Genomic DNA, 20,143 nt, shown 5'->3' with positions numbered 1-20,143 from the left:
CTATAATTTTAAATGTTTGTTTTCTTAAATTTCCATAATGGTGGCTCCCCATGAATATCCTACGCCAAATCCTGCCATTAAAACTTTATCTCCTTCCTTCAGCATTCCTTTATCCATCATATTTTTAAGGGCAATAGGAATGGTTGCAGAAACGGTGTTTCCGGTTTTTTCCATATCAATATAGAACTTTTCAGCCGGTATTTTTGTTTTCTTTCTTAAATAATTCAGCATAAAAGAATTGGCCTGGTGAAAAACAAAATGGTCAATATCATCCATTGTCATTCCGTTTACTTCAAGGGTTTCTTTTACCAATCCCGGAATATTTTCAATGGTAAAATTAAAAATCTCAGGACCATTCATATAAATATTTTCAGGGCTGAATTCATGCTCGGGATTCAGTTCAAAGTCTTTTTTGAAAGCCCCTTTCTTCACGATAAGATTTTCAGCACCACTCCCGTCTGTTCCCAGACAGAACTGATAATCATTGCCCTCTGCTTTTTCAACAATTACGGAAGCGGAAGCGTCCCCGAATATACTTCGGTTTCCTTTATCATCAGCATGAATATGTTTGGTGTAGGTTTCTGAAGTAACCAAAAGAATGCTCTTTGCAATTCCTGCAGCAATCAATCCTTTCGCAAAAGCCAGCCCATACACAAACCCTGAACAGCCAAGATTAAAGTCTATCGCTCCGATATTTTTTCTAAGACCCAATCTGTCCTGCAAAATACAGGCCGTTGTAGGTAGAAAATACTCCGGACTTTGGGTACAGAACAAAATAAAATCTACTTTGTTCCGGTCATAATTTTCGAAGATTTTCTCTGAAGATTGTACAGCCATATCCAGCACCGTTTCGTTGTCTGAAGAAATATGACGTTGAGAAATACCTACTTTCTCCTTGATGCGTTCGGAACTCCATTCGGGGAACAATTTTTCAAGACCCTCGTTAGTTAACACCTGCTGAGGCAGATAATATTCTATTTTTGAAATTTTCATCATATTAATAAATTCTCTTTCTTTGCAAAAGTAACGAAAACAACTTTACACTTGTGATGATTTTTATATTCAGAATCCTATTAAAAATAGACGCTCTCTATCATTCTTTTTTGAATAGAGGCAGTCTTGAAGTGGCTAAATATAGAGGTATGAAGGTAGGAAAAAACTTTAATATGCCTGATAAAGTGTATTTTGGAACCGAACCTTACCTTATCGAAATTGGCGACAATGTGAATATTGCCGGAGACGTAAGATTTGTAAACCACGGCGGAACTACTACCCTGCTGAGAAGACTTCCCGGATATGAAGATGCAAGGATTCTTGGAAGAATAAAGATTGGAAACAACTGTACAATTGGTCTCAATGCTGTAATCATGCAGGATGTACAGATTGGCAACAACTGTATTCTGGGAGCCAACTCTGTATTGTCACAGTCTATGCCAGACAACACTGTTTTTATCGGAAACCCGGCACAGTTTCTGTGTACCATTGAAGATTATGGTGATATTGTCCTTAAAAACAATCCGGAATATCCCCGTGAATTGGAGAAGGACAGAAAAAAACTGGATGCCTATATCAAAGAAAATCTTCCTCACAAGTATAAAAAAGCAAGAAAAATTAAATAAATTTAATCTTGTAAAATCATAAAAGAAACAAATTGAAAAAGAAAAAACTCCTCATTCGTATAGGTTCATTACGTCATGGCGGTGCAGAAAAAGTATTAATCAACTTTTTGAAAAATCTTCCTTCCGATAAATATGAAGTAGATCTTCTGGTCAACCTCTATTCAGGGTTATATATTAAAGAGGTTCCGTCATGGGTGACTTTATACTATTTAACAAAAGGAGAAATGATAACGACTAACAGGCCGCAGGATATTCCTGTGAAAGCGTACAGGGTTCTTTATCAGAAAATGTTTCTTTGGTTTCCTTCTCTTCTTTATAAATTTATTTTAAAAAATAAAAAATACGATGTAGAGATTGCTGCCATCCATGCAATGCATCAGGAAATACTGTCAAGTCCTCAAAAGGATTCCAAAAAAATCATCTGGGTACAAAATGACATTTTCAATTTGAAAGAATACACTCCTGAAGTCATCAGACAGTTTTTTAAGTTTGACAGAATCCTTGTGATTTCCAACAAGCTGCAGGAAGGAATGCATAATTTGGCCAAAAATGAGGCTGAAAAGGCTTCTGTGATCAAGATTTTTAATCCAATTGATAAGAATGATACCTTAAGAAAGGCAGATATTGAGATCAATGATTATCCTTTCAACAGTGATCTTCCTACTTTTGTGACAGTGGGAACCGTATATCCTCAGAAAGGGTATGACAGATTGCTGAATGTTCATAAAAAACTGATCGATGAAGGATTAAAGCATCAGCTTTTGATCATTGGTGACGGCTATGATTTTGAAAAAACCCAGGATCAGCTCAATACACTGGGACTTCAGGATACTGCAAAAATGCTGGGCTTCAGCAGTAATCCGTACCCATATATGAAAAAGGCGGATTTCTATATTATGTCGTCAAGGCATGAAGGATTTCCAACCATCATAGCAGAAGCACTTATTCTCAACAAACCTATTTCTGCAACGGATATTTCCGGTATCAGAGATCTTCTGCAGGACGGAAAACTGGGCAATATTACTGCAAATTCCGAAGAGGGAATTTATGAAGGAATGAAAAAGTTTCTTACCGATAAAAATATAACTGAAGAATACAAAAAACAGATCTCAGCAACAGAGCTGCCGTTTGTACTGGAAAAATCTGTGGAACATCTTCAGAAAATAATTGATGAAGTATAAAAACATTAACAATGGCTGATTATTCTATCATTCAAAAAGACTTTTACCGGGAAAGCGGAAAGTGGCTTTCAACATTTCAGATCTGGAAAAAATGCATCAATCCCAATCTTCATTTTGTTTACATTTTGAGAAAGGCTCAGAAGTATCAGAAGAATCCTCTTTTGAATACTTTCTGGAGAATTGTATTAAGACATTATCAGATCAAATACGGATTTCAGATTTATCCTGAAACCCAGATCGGGGAAGGTTTTTATCTGGGGCACTGGGGAAGTCTTGTTATCAATCCGAAAACAGTCATTGGAAAGAACTGTAATATCGCACAGGGAGTCACCATCGGCCAGCAAAACCGTGGAAAAAATGAAGGTTCTCCAATCATTGGTGATGAAGTATGGATAGGTACCAATGCCGTTATTGTAGGAGCTGTTACTATTGGAAATAATGTATTGATTGTTCCTAATTCTTATGTCAACTTTGACGTTCCGTCCAATTCTGTTGTCATAGGAAACCCGGCAAAAATCATCCCAACTCCTAATGCCACAATGGACTATATCAACCGTAAAGTGTAGTAATCCCAGCCACTTATAGTAAAAATTCTACTTGCATTTATCGGTAATTTCGTGTACATTTGTAAAAAAGGCATTGTTTAGTTATGAAATAACGATATGATTATTCGGTTTGAAAATCCCGATGGCATCAATTCTTCAATGCTCCTTGTTCTGAAAAAATCGCTTAATATTAAAAACACAACCTAGGCTTATTATTAATTAAAAAAATATATTTTTTGATGAAAGAAACACACCCTCATTATTCCCATTCTTTATCTGCAATATCAGCTCTATAGTTACGTTTTCTACAATCATTGAAAATCTAAACGGACAGAAACAACGCTCCGTACAACTGTAGCAATTTATCTTTCAAAAGATTCTTTTTTGACTTGATATAATATCTGTAATCCCTAAGAATTATTAACTGATATTAATTCTTCTCAAGCAACACACGATTCTGATATTCAGCAGGCTCTCACCCGGAAGACTCTTAAGAAAGATTATAAAAAATGATCTTAACAGCCCCGAAAACATATATACAACCATGCTCAAAAAAATAATTCCGATTTTTCTTATTTTAATCTATCTCACAGGTTTTCTTCTTTCTTTCCCTTATATTTTTGATAATTTATTCGGGTCAGAGAAGCTGGAAAGCATCCGGAGTATTTTTGAATATGGAATTATGTTTTGTTCTTTCCTTGTATTCAATGCGCTTCTTTTAAAAAATAAATATACTTCAGTCGTTGCTGTTATTCTGTGCTTATTATTAAGCATTAATTTTCTAATATCAGCATCGTGCTTCCTTATCTATCATTCCGGATTTAATGTAGGAATGGCCATCAGTATTCTTGAATCTAATCCAGATGAAGCAATGAGCATGTCTTACATGTTTATACTTCCGGGTATTTTGTTTTTGATTTTTCTGGGAATGTTACTATATTCTGTGAACTACCTTAAAAAAAATGTTGTCCGTTTTGATGCTAAGTTTATCATCATTGCATTACTGTGGCTTATTCTACCGTTTGGATATCATCTTAAACACACATATGTAAGCAATAAAGGGGGAGGAAAAATGATAAAGAATGTATACTACCATTTATCCGATTTCAATACAGCATTGAATATCCAGAGAGATATCAATGAAATAAAAAAGAATGTTCCTGTTTTCAATATTAAAAAAATACAGCCAGGGATTGAAAATGTAATTTTTATTATTGGAGAATCCGAAAGAAAGCAAAACATGTCATTGTATGGCTATCATAAAAAAACAACACCCTATACAGATCAGCAGGCTGAAAACATGATGATTTTTGACAATGCAGTTTCTCCTGCAGGAATTACCAACCTGAGTGTGCCTTTAATGCTGTCCAGCATTCATCCTGATGAATTCAGGTACCGTTATGACAAGCTATCCTACAATATCATCAATCTGGCTAACCAAACCGGATACAATTCTTTCTGGCTCAGCACACAGGCAAGCGCAAGAGGAATAACAGCCATTGCTTCAATGTCTAAAAATAAAAAATGGGTAAACGGCTACGATGAAGTGATTGTCCCTGAACTGGAGAAGGTCATTCAGAAAAAAGAGGATAAATTTGTAGTTCTCCACATCATGGGAAGCCACCCCAATCCATGCAACAGACTTCCTCCCAACTGGAATTCTGAGAATCTAAACTGCTATGACAACTCCATAAAATATACAGATTATGTCTTCAATAATATTTTCCGTACGTTGAAAAACACCAATTCCGTAGTGATCTATGCTTCAGATCATGGACTTAAAATACAGGGTGACAAATTACTGCATATAGACTCTAAAGAATCTACTCAGGTGCCATTTTTTGTATGGTTTGGTGATAAAGTTCCTGCAGCATATAGAATTACCGGACATGAAACTAAACAGACCCAAACGACTTATATCTATCCTCTGATTATGAAATACATGGGTCTTCAGCCTCCTCAGCATTATAAAAATGAAGGAAATAAATATTTAAACTTAGAGATGAAAAGTATGGAGTATGGAAAGCTGCCGGAGTAGAATATAATCTCTTTTGTGAAGGGAAATCTATATCACAGCTATTCTTTTATTGATAAAATAGGCAGTCAATAAATTAGGAACCCAGCACAGCCAGGCAACAGCAGTATAAGAGTTTTCAGGATCACCGGTAATATTGGTTAGCAAAGGATACCACAATCTCAGTGTCACGGCAGCAAAAGTACAGGCATAACTGTAAATCATGAACTGTTGATGCATCACAACATTCCCTTTTCTTATCTGCCCAACCGCCATAAGAGTTGTCATCAGCCAGACACATCCTAAGCTGATAAATCCTATTGCGGAGATCAGTCCCCCATTGGCATAAAAGCCCATATAAACAGCTGAAACAGAACTTATGACCACTGCAATGACATAGATACTTCCAAGTTTCCTATGAATCTTGATATATTTATTCCTGAATGAGCTGCCAAACTGACGCCAACCCATAAAAAGCGCCAGCCCTCCGAAAATAATATGGGCAAAAAATGCTGTTTTCCAAATGATATTATGAAGCACTTCAGGAGATTTGGAACCTAAAAAAGTATGTTTCTGCTCCACAAAAGCATACATAAGAGGATAAGCGCCAATAAGCAATGCCAGCACACACATGATTACAAATAGTAATTTTTTCATAAAAGTCTGATTCAATTTTTTTGTAAAAATGAGGATTATAAACGCTTCATCTGTTCCAAAATGAAAGGTGGAACAAACATTTAAACAACTCAAAAAGAATAACTTATACTAAAACAAATTAATAAATAAGTTATTCCATAGTAATACTCTGGCTTTTTAGAAACTCTCTTGGTGAGCAGTTCATATATTTCTTAAAATTCCGGTTAAAAGAGGTTTTTGAATTAAATCCACTCTCAAATGCCAGTGAAAGAATCGTAAACTTTCCATTTTCAGGTAACACTGCTATTCTCTTAAATTCTTCAATCCGCTGACGGTTGATATAGTCATAAAAGTTTCTGTTTTCAACAAAATTAATGGTTTGGGAAAGTGTATTCGGATGAACATCCAAAAGTTTTGCAACATAGTTCAGGTTCAATTCAGGATCTGTATACAATTTTTCCTTCTCCATCTGAATCACCAGCTTATTATAGATATCCTGTATTGCTTCTTTTCCGGCAAAGGTTTTCTCATATTTTGGAACTTCAGGACTGTTTTCAACTGTACTATTTTCCGTATCGCCTTCAGTTTTTACCACTGAATAATCCAGAATGCCCACCCGGCTGATCCCGAAATAAGCAGCAACCATAATAAACAAAACAACCATTGAAAAAATAAGAATATTATTCCTGATCATAACGGCAATCCAAATCAGCGCAATACCGGTAATCAGATAATATGCCCAGTTCAGATTGATTTTCTCAGTATTTGAATATTGATTGGAAATTGCTTTCTTATATTTTCTTACTGCAAGAAAACTTAATCCTACATACAGAATTCCCGAGAGAATCATAAGAAATTTAATCACCTGGCTCAATGTTTCATACCCTTTTCCTTTATTCTGATATACCTCTACTCTCTCTTGCGGAGGGAGCAGCAAAAACTGAAACAAAGAGATATAGATCATTAAAACCGGAATCCAATGCAGCAGCCAGATCTTTTTGCCTGAATTTTGGCTGGTGACATACAAAATGTACAAATACAGCATTGGCCCATGCATAAAAGGAAAGGGAATCTCGAAACCAATGAGAGAAGGGAAACGCAAATATCCTTCTGCATGAAATAAAACAAAGAAAATAAGATGAATTCCTATGATCATAAACCATATTGCCAACACATAATCTGCGGTCACCTTCTTGGATTTTCCCAAGATCAGAAAAGATGAAAAAAAGGCAATAAAAATTCCTGCCCAATAAAATAGTGGTGATAAAGATTGCAGACCAAGATCAGACATCAAATGGATAGATTAATCAAGGTGTTAAATTATTCATTTTTTGACACATATGACAGCTTTTTAATGAACTCTTGTGAAGCAACATGTGATGAGACAAATAAATTAAGAATATTTTAATTCACAAATCTCAATTTTTAATTTATACTTCGTAATTTTATCCTGGTTTTAAACGTTTGGATTACCCTATAGAGCCTGATGGCTGTAAAGCAAAGTATATCGGAATATTAGACATGATTTTAAGCATATTTTAATATTAAACTTTGTTAAAAGTGATTTACTTTTTAACAAAAAGTATATTTTTGCATAATTATTGATTTAGTCTATTGATTTTGGAAATAATTTAAACGAAATAAATAATTATAAACTTTTAAAAATTTAAAATTATGTCACAATCGTACGAGGTTATTTTCGAAAACAACAAAAAATGGGTAGAATCCAAAGTAGCTGAAGACCCAAATTTCTTTAAGGAACTTGCAAAAACTCAGCATCCTGAATTTCTTTATATCGGATGTTCAGACAGCAGAGCCACCGCAGAAGAATTGATGGGAGCAAAGCCGGGCGAAGTATTTGTTCACAGAAACATTGCTAATGTAGTCAATACTTTAGATATGAGTTCTACAGCCGTTATTCAATATGCTGTAGAACATCTGAAAGTGAAACACATTATTGTGTGCGGACATTACAACTGTGGTGGTGTAAAAGCCGCGATGACTCCTCAGGATCTGGGATTATTGAATCCCTGGCTGAGAAACATCCGTGATGTTTACAGATTACATCAGGTAGAGCTGGATTCTATTGAAGACGAAAACAAGCGTTATGACAGACTCGTAGAACTTAATGTTCAGGAGCAGTGCATCAACGTGATCAAAATGGCCTGCGTACAGGAAAGGTATATTTTAGAGGAACAACCTATTGTACACGGCTGGGTATTTGACCTTAGAACAGGTAAGATCATTGATCTGGAGATTGATTTTGAGAAAACCTTAAAAGACATCCAAAAGATCTACAATCTTACAAGTTCAGATTGGGTAATGAGCAGAAAGACTAAGTAGTTTTTCTAAAAAGAATGTAAAATGAAATTCTGGAGTATTATTGTATTAACGTTTTTTCTGAATTTTACGGCGCTGCCAGGCATTGCTGCGGTAGCGGGCTGGGATATTGCAAGAACGAATATAATAATCAACGAAGAAGAACCACATTCTCATCCGTCCTCATTTATTGTTTATGAAAAGACCATTCCGAAACCTTTGGACGTTTTCGACTATCTGAAGTTTTCCGAACCTGATTTTCAGGGCGTTTCTTTTGTACTGATAGATGATTCTTTTCATCTTTCACCTTTACTTACTATATTTTCTCCCCCTCCGGAAGCGTAACTCTTATAGTTAGATTTTTTTGATACTATTTCCATATCATTTTTTGATATCGGATACACATGTACTTTAAAAATTATTTTTTCTCAACTTTTTGTAATTGACTTATTTAAAAAAAAATAAGCCGGTTATACTTTACAGCTTCACATTATGAAAAAGACATCATTAATAGGAGGAATCAAGGAGAATTTTCCTTCAGGACTCGTGGTATTTTTAGTAGCACTTCCGTTGTGTTTAGGAATTGCTTTAGCATCAGGTGCTCCCCCATTATCCGGTATTATTTCCGGTATTATAGGCGGCCTGGTAGTAGGAACAATCAGTAATTCTAATATTTCAGTTTCCGGGCCTGCAGCAGGTTTAACGGCAATTGTTTTAACAGCTATAACAGATCTTGGCGCATTTGAGCTTTTCCTTTGTGCAGGGATTATTGCAGGACTTATTCAATTGATTTTAGGGTTTGTAAGAGCCGGAAGTATTTCCAACTACTTTCCCAACAACGTTATTGAAGGAATGCTTGCTGCCATAGGAATCATTATTATTTTAAAACAGATTCCGCATGCTTTAGGATTTGATAAAGATTATGAAGGTCATGAATCTATTTTTGATAATGGTTTAAACTTCGGATATTTTACAGAATTATTTGGGGCTATCCACCCTGGGGCTATTGTTATTACTTTGGTTTCAGTAGCAGTTCTTATCGCATGGGATAAAATCCACGTTCTGAAGAGGCTGAAAATGCTTCCTGGAGCTTTGGTTGCAGTAATTGTAAGTATTCTTCTGAATCAACTCTTCAAGATGTCCGGAAGTTCTCTGGCTATCGAAACCCAGCATTTGGTTTCTTTGCCTGTTCCTCAGTCTTTTGATGATTTCAAGAACCTGATTACCACTCCGGATTTTAATGGTTTCACAAATCCTAAAGTATGGATTGTAGGTGCAACAATTGCTATTGTAGCCTCAATTGAGACGTTACTTTGTATTGAAGCATCAGACCGATTAGACCGACAGAGAAGAATTACGGATACCAATCTTGAGCTTAAGGCTCAGGGAATCGGAAATCTTATCAGCTCATTTATCGGTGGTCTTCCAATGACGTCTGTTGTCGTAAGAAGTTCTGCCAATGCTAACGCCGGAGCAACTTCTAAAATCTCAGCCATTATTCACGGAATATTCTTATTGATCTGTGTACTTTCTATTCCTGTTATTTTAAATTTAATTCCATTAGCTACATTGGCTGCGGTATTAATTTTAGTGGGATATAAATTGGCAAAGCCGGCTACATTCAAGCATTTCTGGCATTTAGGAAAATTCCAGTTTATTCCGTTTGTAGCAACGGTGGTAGCTGTTGTAGCAACAGATTTATTAAAAGGAGTCGGAATTGGTCTTACTATCTCTGTTTTCTATATCCTTCAGGGGAATATGAAAAGAGCTTATTATTTGAGCAGAGAAAGGCTGGATGATGCAGATGGAATCAACATAAAACTAGCTGAAGAAGTTTCATTTTTAAATAAAGCTGCTATCAAAAAAACACTTAAAAATATAAAACCAAGTTCAACGGTCATCATTGATGCCAGAAGCACTTCATACATCGCAACAGATGTACTGGAAATGATTCAGGATTTTGCCAATATCCGTGCAAAGGAACAGGACATCAACGTAGAACTTTTAGGCTTTAAAACTTCATACAGAGATTACGAAAGAAGTGAGGATTCCCATATTCTGGTTACTCACAAAAGAGCCATGTAATCTCCATTTATAATTAATTTTTTAACTTTAAATTCGAAAACAATAAAAATATGAAAGCACATACATACGAAACACAGTCTACTATCACTCCAGAGAAAGCATTAGAATTCTTAAAAGAAGGAAATCAAAGATTTGTAAACAATCTTAAAGCAAACAGAGACCTTCTTGAGCAAGTGAATGCTACCCGTGAAGGACAGTGGCCTTTTGCTGTAGTTCTAAGCTGTATAGACAGCCGTACTTCTGCGGAGCTTATCTTTGACCAGGGATTGGGAGACGTTTTCAGTATCAGAATTGCCGGTAATTTTATTAATCAGGACATTCTTGGATCGATGGAATTTGGCTGCAACGTTGCCGGTTCTAAACTTATTGTAGTTTTAGGCCACACAAAATGCGGTGCTTTGAAAGGAGGTCTTGATGCTGCACAGATTGAAGGATTGGGAATGGATAATCTTAACCACCTGATCAACCATTTCAACCCTATCATCAATGACATCATTGAAGAAAATGAAGAGCGTTCATCAAAAAACAGTTCTCTTTTGGAAAGGCTTAATCAGCAAAACGTAAAAAGCGCTATTGAAGACATCCGTAAGCAAAGCTCAACACTTAAAAAACTTGAAGAAGAAGGAAAAATTAAAATTGTTGGTGCCAATTATGATGTTGAAACTGGTGCAGTAAGTTGGTTATAAAAGATAAACTCATTAAATTTCAATTATAATTTACAGAAAATGCCATCGGAATCCGGTGGCATTTATTTTTTGTCATGCAATAAAAGTCTACTCCTTATTACCTGCTCCTATACTCTCTTACTTTCTGTCTTTCTATTATTTCCCGTTAAATGTAGACATCGTATTATTCAATCCTGCAAATACGAAAGAAAGGCTCGCTTTTGAAAAAGTTTCAATTCTCTCAGTAAGCTTTGCTGTCTCTTCTTCATTCCAGGTTCCTAATACATAATCTACCTGTCGTCCTGCAGAGAAATCAGCAGAGATTCCGAAACGAAGCCTTGCGTAATTTTGGGTCTGCAATACTTCATTAATATTTTTGAGTCCGTTGTGGCCAGCATCAGAGCCTTTCCCTTTCAACCTTAATGTTCCGAAAGGTAAAGCAAGATCATCAGTAACAATCAGTACATTTTCCAAAGGAATATTTTCTTTCTGCATCCAGTATTTCACCGCATTTCCGGAAAGATTCATATACGTATCTGGTTTAAGGATAAAAACTTTTCTGCCCTTATGTTTTCCTTCTGCCATCCAGCCAAAATTGGAGGTATTGAATGATACCTCAAGAGTTTCAGCTATTTTTTCAGCTACTTTAAAGCCTATATTGTGTCGTGTATTTTCATATTCTGAGCCTTTGTTACCAAGCCCGACAATTAAATATTTCATCAGAAATTTTTTGCAAAATTAAGGGATAAAAAATAAAAAACTCAATCTTAGGAAAGATTGAGTTTCAATATTATTAAAAAAGTCTTCTATTGTGGTTTGTAGATATAATTAACGCCGTATCCTTTTGTCATATAAGTCTGAGGATCATAAACGTAATTGGTACTCTTTACAATTGGAGTTGGAATAGGTGGCGAAAGATCTGTCACCGACCATCTCTTAGGGTTGTTTGGAGATAGAATAAGACTTTCTTTATCATTGATTACTGTAGATAATAGTCTTGAAATCTTATATACGTGTGGCAATAATGTGAACGGGCTCACCTGATCATCATATGCATAGTATTCATAGCTATATTTTCCTGTAACAGCACCGAATGCTCCTCCTGTCATTGTTCCATAGTTTCTTGTTACTTTAGATACGTTATCGCCTACATATGTGTAAGCCGTTTTAGAGTAATCTGTGAAAGCAAGCGGCACTCCTACTACATCCGGACCATTCCTCATAATGATAGAATCCAGCTTCCCTGTAGCAGTACTATATTTAATATTGTAAAGGCTCTTCTCTTTTTTCAGTAATGTCTGTGGACCTGGAGTAGTTGCCGGTGGTACAGGCGGAGGTCTTCTGAAAATAGAACGGTTTTCAGAAATCGTCTGCAGCTTATTGTTATTTGCGTAAGTGAATAATTGAGTGTATGATACACTATCCTTATCTAGTTTTCCGTTTCCGTCAAGATCCAAAAAGCCATTGAAATTAATCTGGCTGATTTTATCACCACTATACATAATATTAGTCACTGAAGCACTATCTGTAAGTACTTTAGTCACAAGAAGTCCGCTGTACTGATATTCTGCGATAGTATCTTTATCTGTAATTTCTCTGTATAATGCTCTGGGACCGCTTAATCCTCCTGTATTGTTAAGATCCAGCAATGGATTTCCATCCTCATCCAGCATGTCCTTGCAGGAATGTATTGAAGAAAAACCTGCGATTAGTAAAATAAAATAGAAAATTTGCTTCATTTCCTTGTAATTGATTATTTTTTTGACAAATATAATTTTTTTTACCTAAAAATTATATGATTATTTTATATTCTGGTAAGATTAATAACTATCTCTCTCTCCTATAAATTTTTATAGGTAAAAGTAACATTCTGGTTTTTCTCTACAACCACATACCCTTGATTATCATAAGAATAGCTCTGAGCTGTATTTACCGGAGCCGCTGGTGAAGGCAATTCTATAAACATTGAAGTAGGATTATTCGGAGAAATTTTATAGAATTGAGCTGGATTTATCAGACTTCGTGTTATAAAATAAACCGGTGAAAGTGTAGAGTAAGGGCTTTTCTGAGCATCATAGTTCTGAAAGCTGTACTTGCTTACTACTGCAGTACCCATATTCGGGTTTCCATTGATATCTAATAATCCTTTAGAAGAAACTACCTGAATAACATTATCTCCGGTATATACAAAACTATAATCTATAAATTTGTTATAAGCGCTGATTCCCCCTTCTTTTCTCTTCTCAAGAATCTTAGTAAGTTTATTCGTCGTTGGATTATAAGTAAAAGTATAGTCACTTATAACAGAAACTGATGGAGTGGCACCCGTTGTAGTAGAAGTGGCGTTGTAAATCTTTTTACCTGTAGCATCAGGAACAATATTAAATTCATAAACAAGACTGGATGCTGCTGAACTTACATATTTAATTTTTGTGATATTCTTGTTGGTATACGTTACCGTTCCCGTATAAAAAGCACCCGGAGCAGATTCATCCTTAGAAACTGCAGTCTGTAAATCTCCGGTTACTGCTGCCGTAACATATTCTTCCTGGGAAATATTATTAGCACTCACCTTTGCTAAAACCTTTTTAGGCGGCGGTCCATCATCCGGATTCGGGATAGATTCTATGGGATCTGAGGTAGTAGTACATGCTGCCAGCAGCCCAAGAAAAGCAATACCGGCAAATATTTTTAAAAAATAGTTTTTTACCATATAGAATTTTTTTAGCTTGCCCAAATATAATTCAATTTTCGATAATACACTTCAATTTATATGGACAAATTCACAAGAAATAGAGTTAATAAACAAAAAAAATCTAAAAACATAACGTTTTTAGATTTCTAATTATTGTATTATCATAAAAATTAATAAGGTTGCAATATAGATGTCGTCAAAACAGATTGTGACATATCGCTATTAAGATAAGTAGCATCAACAGCTTTTCCTATTCCCAGATTTGTTCCTGAGATTGCTCTTTTGATGCAGGCTACTTTAACGCTATATTGGTTTTTAGGAGTAAGATTCGCAAGAGTAGCATTAAGATTAAAAATCTTGTAGGCCCCGCTATCTCCTAATAAAACATCTGTTCTTACCGCTCTAAGTTTGTCATCTATAAAAATACCACAGGCAAAACTCGCTGAGCTTGTTCCTGTTTTTTGAACAGTCGTCTGAAAAGAGAATGTAGCTTTATTCACCATATTGGTTACAGAGAATGTATCCACTGCCCCGGGAAGCACAGTCCAGTTCCCAGCTAAAGCATCTCCATCGTTATAAGGAGTAGTAGCTCCGTTTGGCGCAACAAAAGTAACTCCTGTTTTATCAGCAACCGTATTGATTGAAAAAACTGACATACTTCCTTGTCCGTCTGCAATTTTTATTGCCTTCCAGTCGTTTGTAGTCAGGTCTGCGTTATTGTGAAATATATCACCTGCTGCTCCGGCAGATCCTCTCAGTACATCTGTACCTCCTGTTCTTAATTCTTTTCCAACATTCAGGTCTCCGTTTACATCCAGCATATTAGTCGGATTAGGAGTATTAATACCCACTTGGGCAGTAGCTGCAACAGTTAACAGAAGTGATGTTACAAATAATATTTTTTTCATAATCCGCTTTAGTTTATAATGGTGTTAAACACTTCTGGAACTTCATATACATCTACTTTAAGGGATGACTGTGAAATAAAGCCATTAATATTAGAGTATACATTGGTTCCTATCGTAAGGGTATTGCTCCCCGCTCCATAAGAACCCAATCTTGTACAGGCAACATCTACTGTATGATCTCCTTTCGCAAGATTATCTACAATACCAATCTGAGTATGGGTAAGGAAAGGATATGAAGTACTGATTGCTTTTAAGTTTCTCTGTCTCAGATTCACCAGTTTATTGTCTACAAAAATCCCACAGGCATAATCTATTGAGGTATCTGTAGTCCCAGCACCTCCGAAGTCTGCCTGTACAACCGTTTCAAACTGGAAGTAAGCTTTACTCTGAGTACTGAATACACTGATTACCTGTGAAAGGTTGTTGATTTTTTTAAAATTAGTAAGACTGCTGATCTCTTTTCCTTTGGTAAAAGTTCCCCCTCTTGAGGCCAAACCTACCGAAGAATCATCAGAAGAAGTAAATGAAATCCCTACTTTATCTGAAAAAGAGTTGTTGTAGATCAGATAAAATTTATTAGGCTCATATTCAGGAATACGAAGTGATTTCCAGATTGGGGCATAGCCTTCTCCCTGAGAAACCAGTAATTGGTCGTTATTTCCCTGAGAAATTGAATTATCAGTAGCATTAAGGACTGCAATTTTATTTCTGAAGTTCAAATCTCCGTTTACATCAAGAGTTGCTTTTGGAGTATCTGTTTTTATTCCTACCTGAGCCGACACCAAAAGTCCTATGGTCAGAAATAGGGTTGATAATAGTTTTTTCATCATTAGTTCGTTTTATAGCTCACGTATTCAATAACGTCCATTTTCATTGTAGACTCCAAAGTAAATGCACTGGAAGCTCCATTTGAAGCCTGTACATTGCGTCCGATGGCAAATTGTGAGGTAGAATTTGAAGTATCAATCTTTCTGCATGCAATCTCAATCGTATGAGCTCCAACGGGAACATTCTGTTCGGTATAATTAAGGGTAAAGATATAGTCCTGAAGACCATTTTTTCCGCTGTTGTTATTAGACGCAACTCTATCCGGACGTACCGCTACCAAAGTTCCGTTTCTGAAAACACCACAGGTAAATCTTACACTTTCTATCGTCGTAGATGTAGGTGCTTTTATTTCGATTCCTGTCTGGAACTGATAGGTAAGCCTATTTTTTCCATTTTTGATTGTAAAGGTATTTGTAAGTCCATCAATCTTTTTCCATGTTCCTTTTGCAGCATCAGTAATATTATCTCCAACACTGTTTTTGTAAATACCATCACCAGCAATACCATTGGTAAGTGAGATAATACCCGTTTGATCTGACGACAGATAAGAGTTGATCAACTTATACTGTCCCTCTTCCATAAAGGAAATGTTCAAAGACTTCCACACGGGAGGCAAACCCTCACCCTGAGAAACCAAAACCTGGCCGTTTAACCCGGCATCTCCAGCCTGAGTTGAAGTTCCGCCTACTCTAAGTTCTTTTCTTAAGGTGGTTTTTCCATTCACATCAAGAACAGATTTAGGTTTTGTAGTACCTATTCCCACCTGCGCATTAGCGCAGAGTGATAGAAGTCCAGCTGCGCAGCAATATATAATTTTTTTCATAATAAGGACTGCAAAGGTACACAATGAAGTCCTAAAAATTCCAGTTATACATCCATAAACCTATAGAAATAAACACATTACAACATAGAATTAATCACACATAAAAGTAGAATTATTTCTACATAACTCCACTTTTTATGTTTAAAAAAAATCTAGTAAGGTCTCAAACCCTTACTGTACGGGAATCTACAGGATATTTTTAGTCATAACAAAGTGATATCAGACCCTTCAAAACAGGCTTAATTCTCCTCTCAAGGAATATTACTCAGAAAAAACATGATAACAATCACAAAAAAGCGTATAAAATTTAAGATTTTATACGCTTTTCACATTTTTTACAAATTTGTTTACAAAAAACAAAACCTATAATTTAATTATGTTCAATAATAGCTTTTAATAATATATTAACCTCATCCACATTTTTCACCTTTTCCTTCCTCATCATCAGCTGATTACCTTCTTTTCCGGATTTCTCTTTAAGCTGGGCTTCGGCAGGATTTCGGGTTAAATAATTAATAATATGTCTGAATCTATCTGTCTGGTAGAATTTATCCTGAGGATTCCCTGGGAAGTATCCTAAGAATACTCCATTTTTCATAACAATCTTCTCAAAACCTATATCTGCGGCTAACCATTTCAGAGAAACGCTTTTCAATAGATTGACGGCTTCTTTCGGCAATGCTCCAAAACGGTCAATCAGCTCAAGTTCAAACTGATGAAGATCAACTTCATTATTAATTTCTGCAATTTTCTGGTACAGCAGTAATCTTTCTTCGGTATTGGAAATATAGAAATCAGGTAACATCAATTCCAGGTCAGTATCGATATTGACATCTTTTACAGATTTGAAGAGCTTTTGTCTGTCTTCCTCGTTTTCAAACAGACTTTCAAAGTCAGCATCATCTTTCAGTTCTTCCAGCGCTTCCTGCATTAGTTTCTGATATGTTTCAAACCCCATTTCATTGATGAACCCGCTTTGTTCAGCACCCAAAAGGTCACCGGCACCACGGATTTCAAGGTCTTTCATTGCAATCTGGAAACCACTTCCCAGATCAGAAAACTGCTCAATGGCTTCCAGACGTTTTCTGGCATCGGAAGTCATCATATCATAAGGTGGTGTAATCAGATAGCAGAATGCCTTTCTGTTACTACGTCCTACCCTTCCTCTCATCTGATGCAGATCTGCCATTCCAAACCGCTGTGCATCATTGATGAAAATGGTATTGGCATTCGGGACATCCACACCACTTTCTACAATTGTCGTGGACACTAGAACATCATATTTTCCTTCCATAAAATCCAGAACATTCTTCTCCAGCTGCTTTCCTTCCATCTGACCATGTCCTGTGATCACTCTTGCATCCGGAACCAGTCTCTGAATAAGTCCGGCAATATCTTTAAGGTTTTCTATTCTGTTATTAATGAAATAAACCTGACCATCCCTCTGAAGCTCATAAGAAACGGCATCACGAAGAATCTCTTCATTGAATCCGATCAATTGCGTATCTACAGGCTGTCTGTTAGGTGGTGGTGTTTTGATGACAGATAAATCCCTTGCCGCCATTAATGAAAACTGTAAAGTCCTTGGAATAGGAGTCGCTGTAAGGGTAAGCGTATCAACATTACTTTTAAGCGTTTTCAACTTATCCTTTACTGAAACTCCAAACTTATGTTCTTCATCAATAATCAGCAGGCCCAGATCTTTAAACTTCACAGAACTGCTTACCAGCTGGTGTGTCCCAATGATAATATCTACTTTTCCATTCTTTAAAGCATCTAAAGTTTCTGATTTTTGCTTCGCTGTTCTGAATCGGTTTATATAACCAACATTTACAGGAAAATCTTTAAGTCTTTCTTTAAAACTCCTGTAGTGCTGAAAAGCAAGAATAGTTGTGGGAACTAATATTGCAACCTGTTTACCGTCTGTGGCCGCCTTAAATGCTGCACGGATTGCAACTTCCGTTTTACCGAAACCTACATCACCACAAACCAGCCTGTCCATAACCGTATCAGCCTCCATATCTTTCTTTACATCTACGGTTGCTTTTTCCTGATCCGGAGTATCCTCGTAGATAAAGCTGGCCTCCAGTTCATTCTGAAGATAAGAATCCGGTGTATAAGCAAAACCTTTTGCCGTCTTTCGCTGTGCGTATAATTGAATAAGATCAAAAGCAATTTGCTTTACCTTCGCTTTTGTTTTTTGTTTCAAAGATTTCCAGGTTGGAGAACCAAGTTTGCTCAGCACAATCTCTCTTCCATCCGGTCCATTGTATTTCGAAATCTTATGCAAAGAGTGAATACTTACATATAATAAGTCTCCGTTTTTATAAGTCAGTTTAAAACATTCCTGAATCTTACCATCATTATTTACTTTTACCAGCCCCATAAATTTTCCGATCCCGTGGTCAATATGGGCAATATAGTCACCTATTTTCAAAGACATCAGGTCTTTCAGGGTAAGCTGCTCTGATTTTGCAAAAGTATTCTTTGCCTTATATCTCTGATAACGGTCAAAGATCTGGTGGTCAGTATAAACAAGAAGCTTGTGACCGTTGTCCACAAATCCCTCATGCAGCTCAGATTTAAAGCTCTTAAAAGGAAGTTCATGTTCAAGTTCTTCAAAAATAGATTCGAGTCTTTCTTTCTGTTTTTCTGTTGAAAAGGAAATCCACGTATCAAATCCGCTGTTCTGTTTTTCTTCGATATCTTCAATCAGCAGTTCAAAGTTTTTATGAAAAGACGGCTGAGGGAGCTGCTCCATTTTGACTTCAGTAATTTCCTTCAATCCTTCAATTACTGCCCCACCAAAATCAACTGTTCTGAATTTTTTATAATCGAATAAAAACTCCTGATCAGAAATAAAAAGTTCCTGAGGAGTTCTGTGAGCAATATCTTTACTTAAAGTATCATATTTTTCCAGGGACTTCTCATAGAACGTCCTGATCTTCTGCATTCCTATCATTCCATTTTTAGAAACTACAAAACTTTCGTTTGGCAACAGCTGTAACAATGACACTCTGCTTCCTGTCACAGAGAAATTCATATTGGAAACCAATTGAAAATCCTTTACTTTATCTATAGAAAGCTGGGTTTCGATATCAAAAGTTTTAATACTTTCCACTTCATTCCCAAAGAATGTAATCCTATATGGCTTTTCGTATGAATAAGAAAATACATCTACAATTCCCCCTCTTACAGAAAATTCTCCCGGTTCTGAAACAAAATCGGCCTGCTGAAAATGGTAATGGGTGAGCAATTCGTCTACAAAATCGAAGTCCAGCTGGTCACCTACTTTTATATGATGAGAGATGGCTTTAAAATCTTCTTTTTTCAAAACCTTTTCAGACAAAGCTCCGGCATAAGCTACAATAACTTTCGGAGATCTCCCTGAATTGATTTTATTTAAAACTTCAGTTCTTAAAACCAGATTAGCATTTTGTGTTTTTTCTACCTGATAAGGCTCAAGATGGGTGGCTGGAAAATACAACACCTTATCTTTGCCAATAAGATCTTCCATTTCAGTATTGGCATACAATGCATCCTCTTTATCATCTACCAGATAAAGAATATTTTTCTTTTGAACTAAAAAAAGTTCAGCCACAAAAATAGAAACTGAAGATCCCGCACTTCCCTTTACGGCAATATGCTGGCTGTTTTCTAACTGGGTGAAAATTTCTTTCCCGAACTCTTTCTGCATCAGATCTGGAAGAAACTTTTCTTTGATGGATTTTAATTGCATAAATAGTATTGATATAAACGACAAAAGCGATTTCGGGAGTTTTCCGAAACCGTTTATGATATACAAAGGTACGGATATTTTTTTCT

General features: G+C 36.1%; 18 protein-coding genes. 8 read left to right on the top strand and 10 right to left on the bottom strand.

Features of this window, described 5'->3' with window-relative positions; all coding sequences use genetic code 11:
- Nucleotides 1-24: 24 nt before the first annotated feature.
- Nucleotides 25-996, bottom strand: a complete 972-nt coding sequence (locus tag CHRYMOREF3P_RS15640; protein WP_198424134.1) for a 3-oxoacyl-ACP synthase III family protein — start codon at nt 994-996, stop codon at nt 25-27.
- 146 nt (nt 997-1,142) lie between these two features.
- Between CHRYMOREF3P_RS15640 and CHRYMOREF3P_RS15635 the strand changes: the two genes are divergently transcribed.
- The 4 genes from CHRYMOREF3P_RS15635 (at nt 1,143) to CHRYMOREF3P_RS15620 (ending at nt 5,383) form a co-directional block, all read left to right on the top strand.
- Nucleotides 1,143-1,619: an acyltransferase gene (locus CHRYMOREF3P_RS15635; protein WP_228408609.1), complete on the top strand. Its 477-nt coding sequence runs from the start codon at nt 1,143-1,145 to the stop codon at nt 1,617-1,619.
- 32 nt (nt 1,620-1,651) lie between these two features.
- Nucleotides 1,652-2,800 carry a glycosyltransferase gene (locus tag CHRYMOREF3P_RS15630; RefSeq protein WP_077413500.1) on the top strand — a complete coding sequence of 383 codons (1,149 nt, stop codon included), beginning with the start codon at nt 1,652-1,654 and terminating at the stop codon, nt 2,798-2,800.
- Between the two features lie 11 nt (nt 2,801-2,811).
- Nucleotides 2,812-3,366, top strand: a complete 555-nt coding sequence (locus CHRYMOREF3P_RS15625) for a serine O-acetyltransferase (RefSeq protein WP_047380379.1) — start codon at nt 2,812-2,814, stop codon at nt 3,364-3,366.
- 523 nt (nt 3,367-3,889) lie between these two features.
- Nucleotides 3,890-5,383 carry a phosphoethanolamine transferase gene (locus tag CHRYMOREF3P_RS15620; RefSeq protein WP_180564999.1) on the top strand — a complete coding sequence of 498 codons (1,494 nt, stop codon included), beginning with the start codon at nt 3,890-3,892 and terminating at the stop codon, nt 5,381-5,383.
- 27 nt (nt 5,384-5,410) lie between these two features.
- Here the strand turns inward: CHRYMOREF3P_RS15620 and CHRYMOREF3P_RS15615 are convergent, their stop codons facing one another.
- On the bottom strand, nt 5,411-6,016 hold the full coding sequence (locus CHRYMOREF3P_RS15615; RefSeq protein ID WP_077413498.1) for a DUF2306 domain-containing protein: 606 nt from the start codon (nt 6,014-6,016) through the stop codon (nt 5,411-5,413).
- Nucleotides 6,017-6,146: 130 nt separating this feature from the next.
- Nucleotides 6,147-7,286, bottom strand: coding sequence for a helix-turn-helix domain-containing protein (locus CHRYMOREF3P_RS15610; protein WP_077413497.1), 1,140 nt, complete (start codon nt 7,284-7,286; stop codon nt 6,147-6,149).
- A gap of 383 nt (nt 7,287-7,669) precedes the next feature.
- Between CHRYMOREF3P_RS15610 and CHRYMOREF3P_RS15605 the strand changes: the two genes are divergently transcribed.
- The 4 genes from CHRYMOREF3P_RS15605 (at nt 7,670) to CHRYMOREF3P_RS15590 (ending at nt 11,085) form a co-directional block, all read left to right on the top strand.
- Nucleotides 7,670-8,338 (top strand): carbonic anhydrase, encoded by a 669-nt coding sequence (locus CHRYMOREF3P_RS15605; protein WP_077413496.1) that lies wholly within the window; start codon nt 7,670-7,672, stop codon nt 8,336-8,338.
- A gap of 21 nt (nt 8,339-8,359) precedes the next feature.
- Entirely contained in the window at nt 8,360-8,659 is a 300-nt protein-coding gene (locus CHRYMOREF3P_RS15600; RefSeq protein ID WP_047380370.1) for a hypothetical protein, read from the top strand.
- 147 nt (nt 8,660-8,806) lie between these two features.
- The gene (locus CHRYMOREF3P_RS15595; protein ID WP_180564998.1) at nt 8,807-10,399 is read left to right on the top strand and encodes a SulP family inorganic anion transporter; all 1,593 of its coding nucleotides are present in this window, start codon (nt 8,807-8,809) and stop codon (nt 10,397-10,399) included.
- A 50-nt stretch (nt 10,400-10,449) separates the two neighbouring features.
- Nucleotides 10,450-11,085 (top strand): carbonic anhydrase, encoded by a 636-nt coding sequence (locus CHRYMOREF3P_RS15590; RefSeq protein ID WP_180564997.1) that lies wholly within the window; start codon nt 10,450-10,452, stop codon nt 11,083-11,085.
- Between the two features lie 135 nt (nt 11,086-11,220).
- Here the strand turns inward: CHRYMOREF3P_RS15590 and pth are convergent, their stop codons facing one another.
- The 7 genes from pth to mfd all read right to left on the bottom strand — a co-directional run bounded on the left by pth (nt 11,221) and on the right by mfd (nt 20,057).
- A complete protein-coding gene (gene pth / locus CHRYMOREF3P_RS15585; protein ID WP_180564996.1) occupies nt 11,221-11,784 on the bottom strand; it encodes an aminoacyl-tRNA hydrolase in 564 nt (187 codons plus the stop codon).
- A gap of 86 nt (nt 11,785-11,870) precedes the next feature.
- A complete protein-coding gene (locus CHRYMOREF3P_RS15580) occupies nt 11,871-12,803 on the bottom strand; it encodes a hypothetical protein (protein ID WP_180564995.1) in 933 nt (310 codons plus the stop codon).
- A gap of 101 nt (nt 12,804-12,904) precedes the next feature.
- On the bottom strand, nt 12,905-13,777 hold the full coding sequence (locus tag CHRYMOREF3P_RS15575; RefSeq protein ID WP_180564994.1) for a hypothetical protein: 873 nt from the start codon (nt 13,775-13,777) through the stop codon (nt 12,905-12,907).
- 152 nt (nt 13,778-13,929) lie between these two features.
- Entirely contained in the window at nt 13,930-14,667 is a 738-nt protein-coding gene (locus CHRYMOREF3P_RS15570; protein WP_077413491.1) for a hypothetical protein, read from the bottom strand.
- Between the two features lie 8 nt (nt 14,668-14,675).
- Nucleotides 14,676-15,494 carry a hypothetical protein gene (locus tag CHRYMOREF3P_RS15565; RefSeq protein ID WP_232539043.1) on the bottom strand — a complete coding sequence of 273 codons (819 nt, stop codon included), beginning with the start codon at nt 15,492-15,494 and terminating at the stop codon, nt 14,676-14,678.
- Nucleotides 15,495-15,496: 2 nt separating this feature from the next.
- Nucleotides 15,497-16,318, bottom strand: a complete 822-nt coding sequence (locus tag CHRYMOREF3P_RS15560) for a hypothetical protein (RefSeq protein WP_077413489.1) — start codon at nt 16,316-16,318, stop codon at nt 15,497-15,499.
- Between the two features lie 370 nt (nt 16,319-16,688).
- On the bottom strand, nt 16,689-20,057 hold the full coding sequence (mfd, locus tag CHRYMOREF3P_RS15555) for a transcription-repair coupling factor (RefSeq protein ID WP_180564993.1): 3,369 nt from the start codon (nt 20,055-20,057) through the stop codon (nt 16,689-16,691).
- Between the last annotated feature and the right edge of the window lie 86 nt (nt 20,058-20,143).

The sequence above is a fragment of the Chryseobacterium sp. JV274 genome (assembly GCF_903969135.1).
GTDB lineage: Bacteria > Bacteroidota > Bacteroidia > Flavobacteriales > Weeksellaceae > Chryseobacterium.
This window is presented reverse-complemented; position numbering and strand designations above follow the sequence as displayed.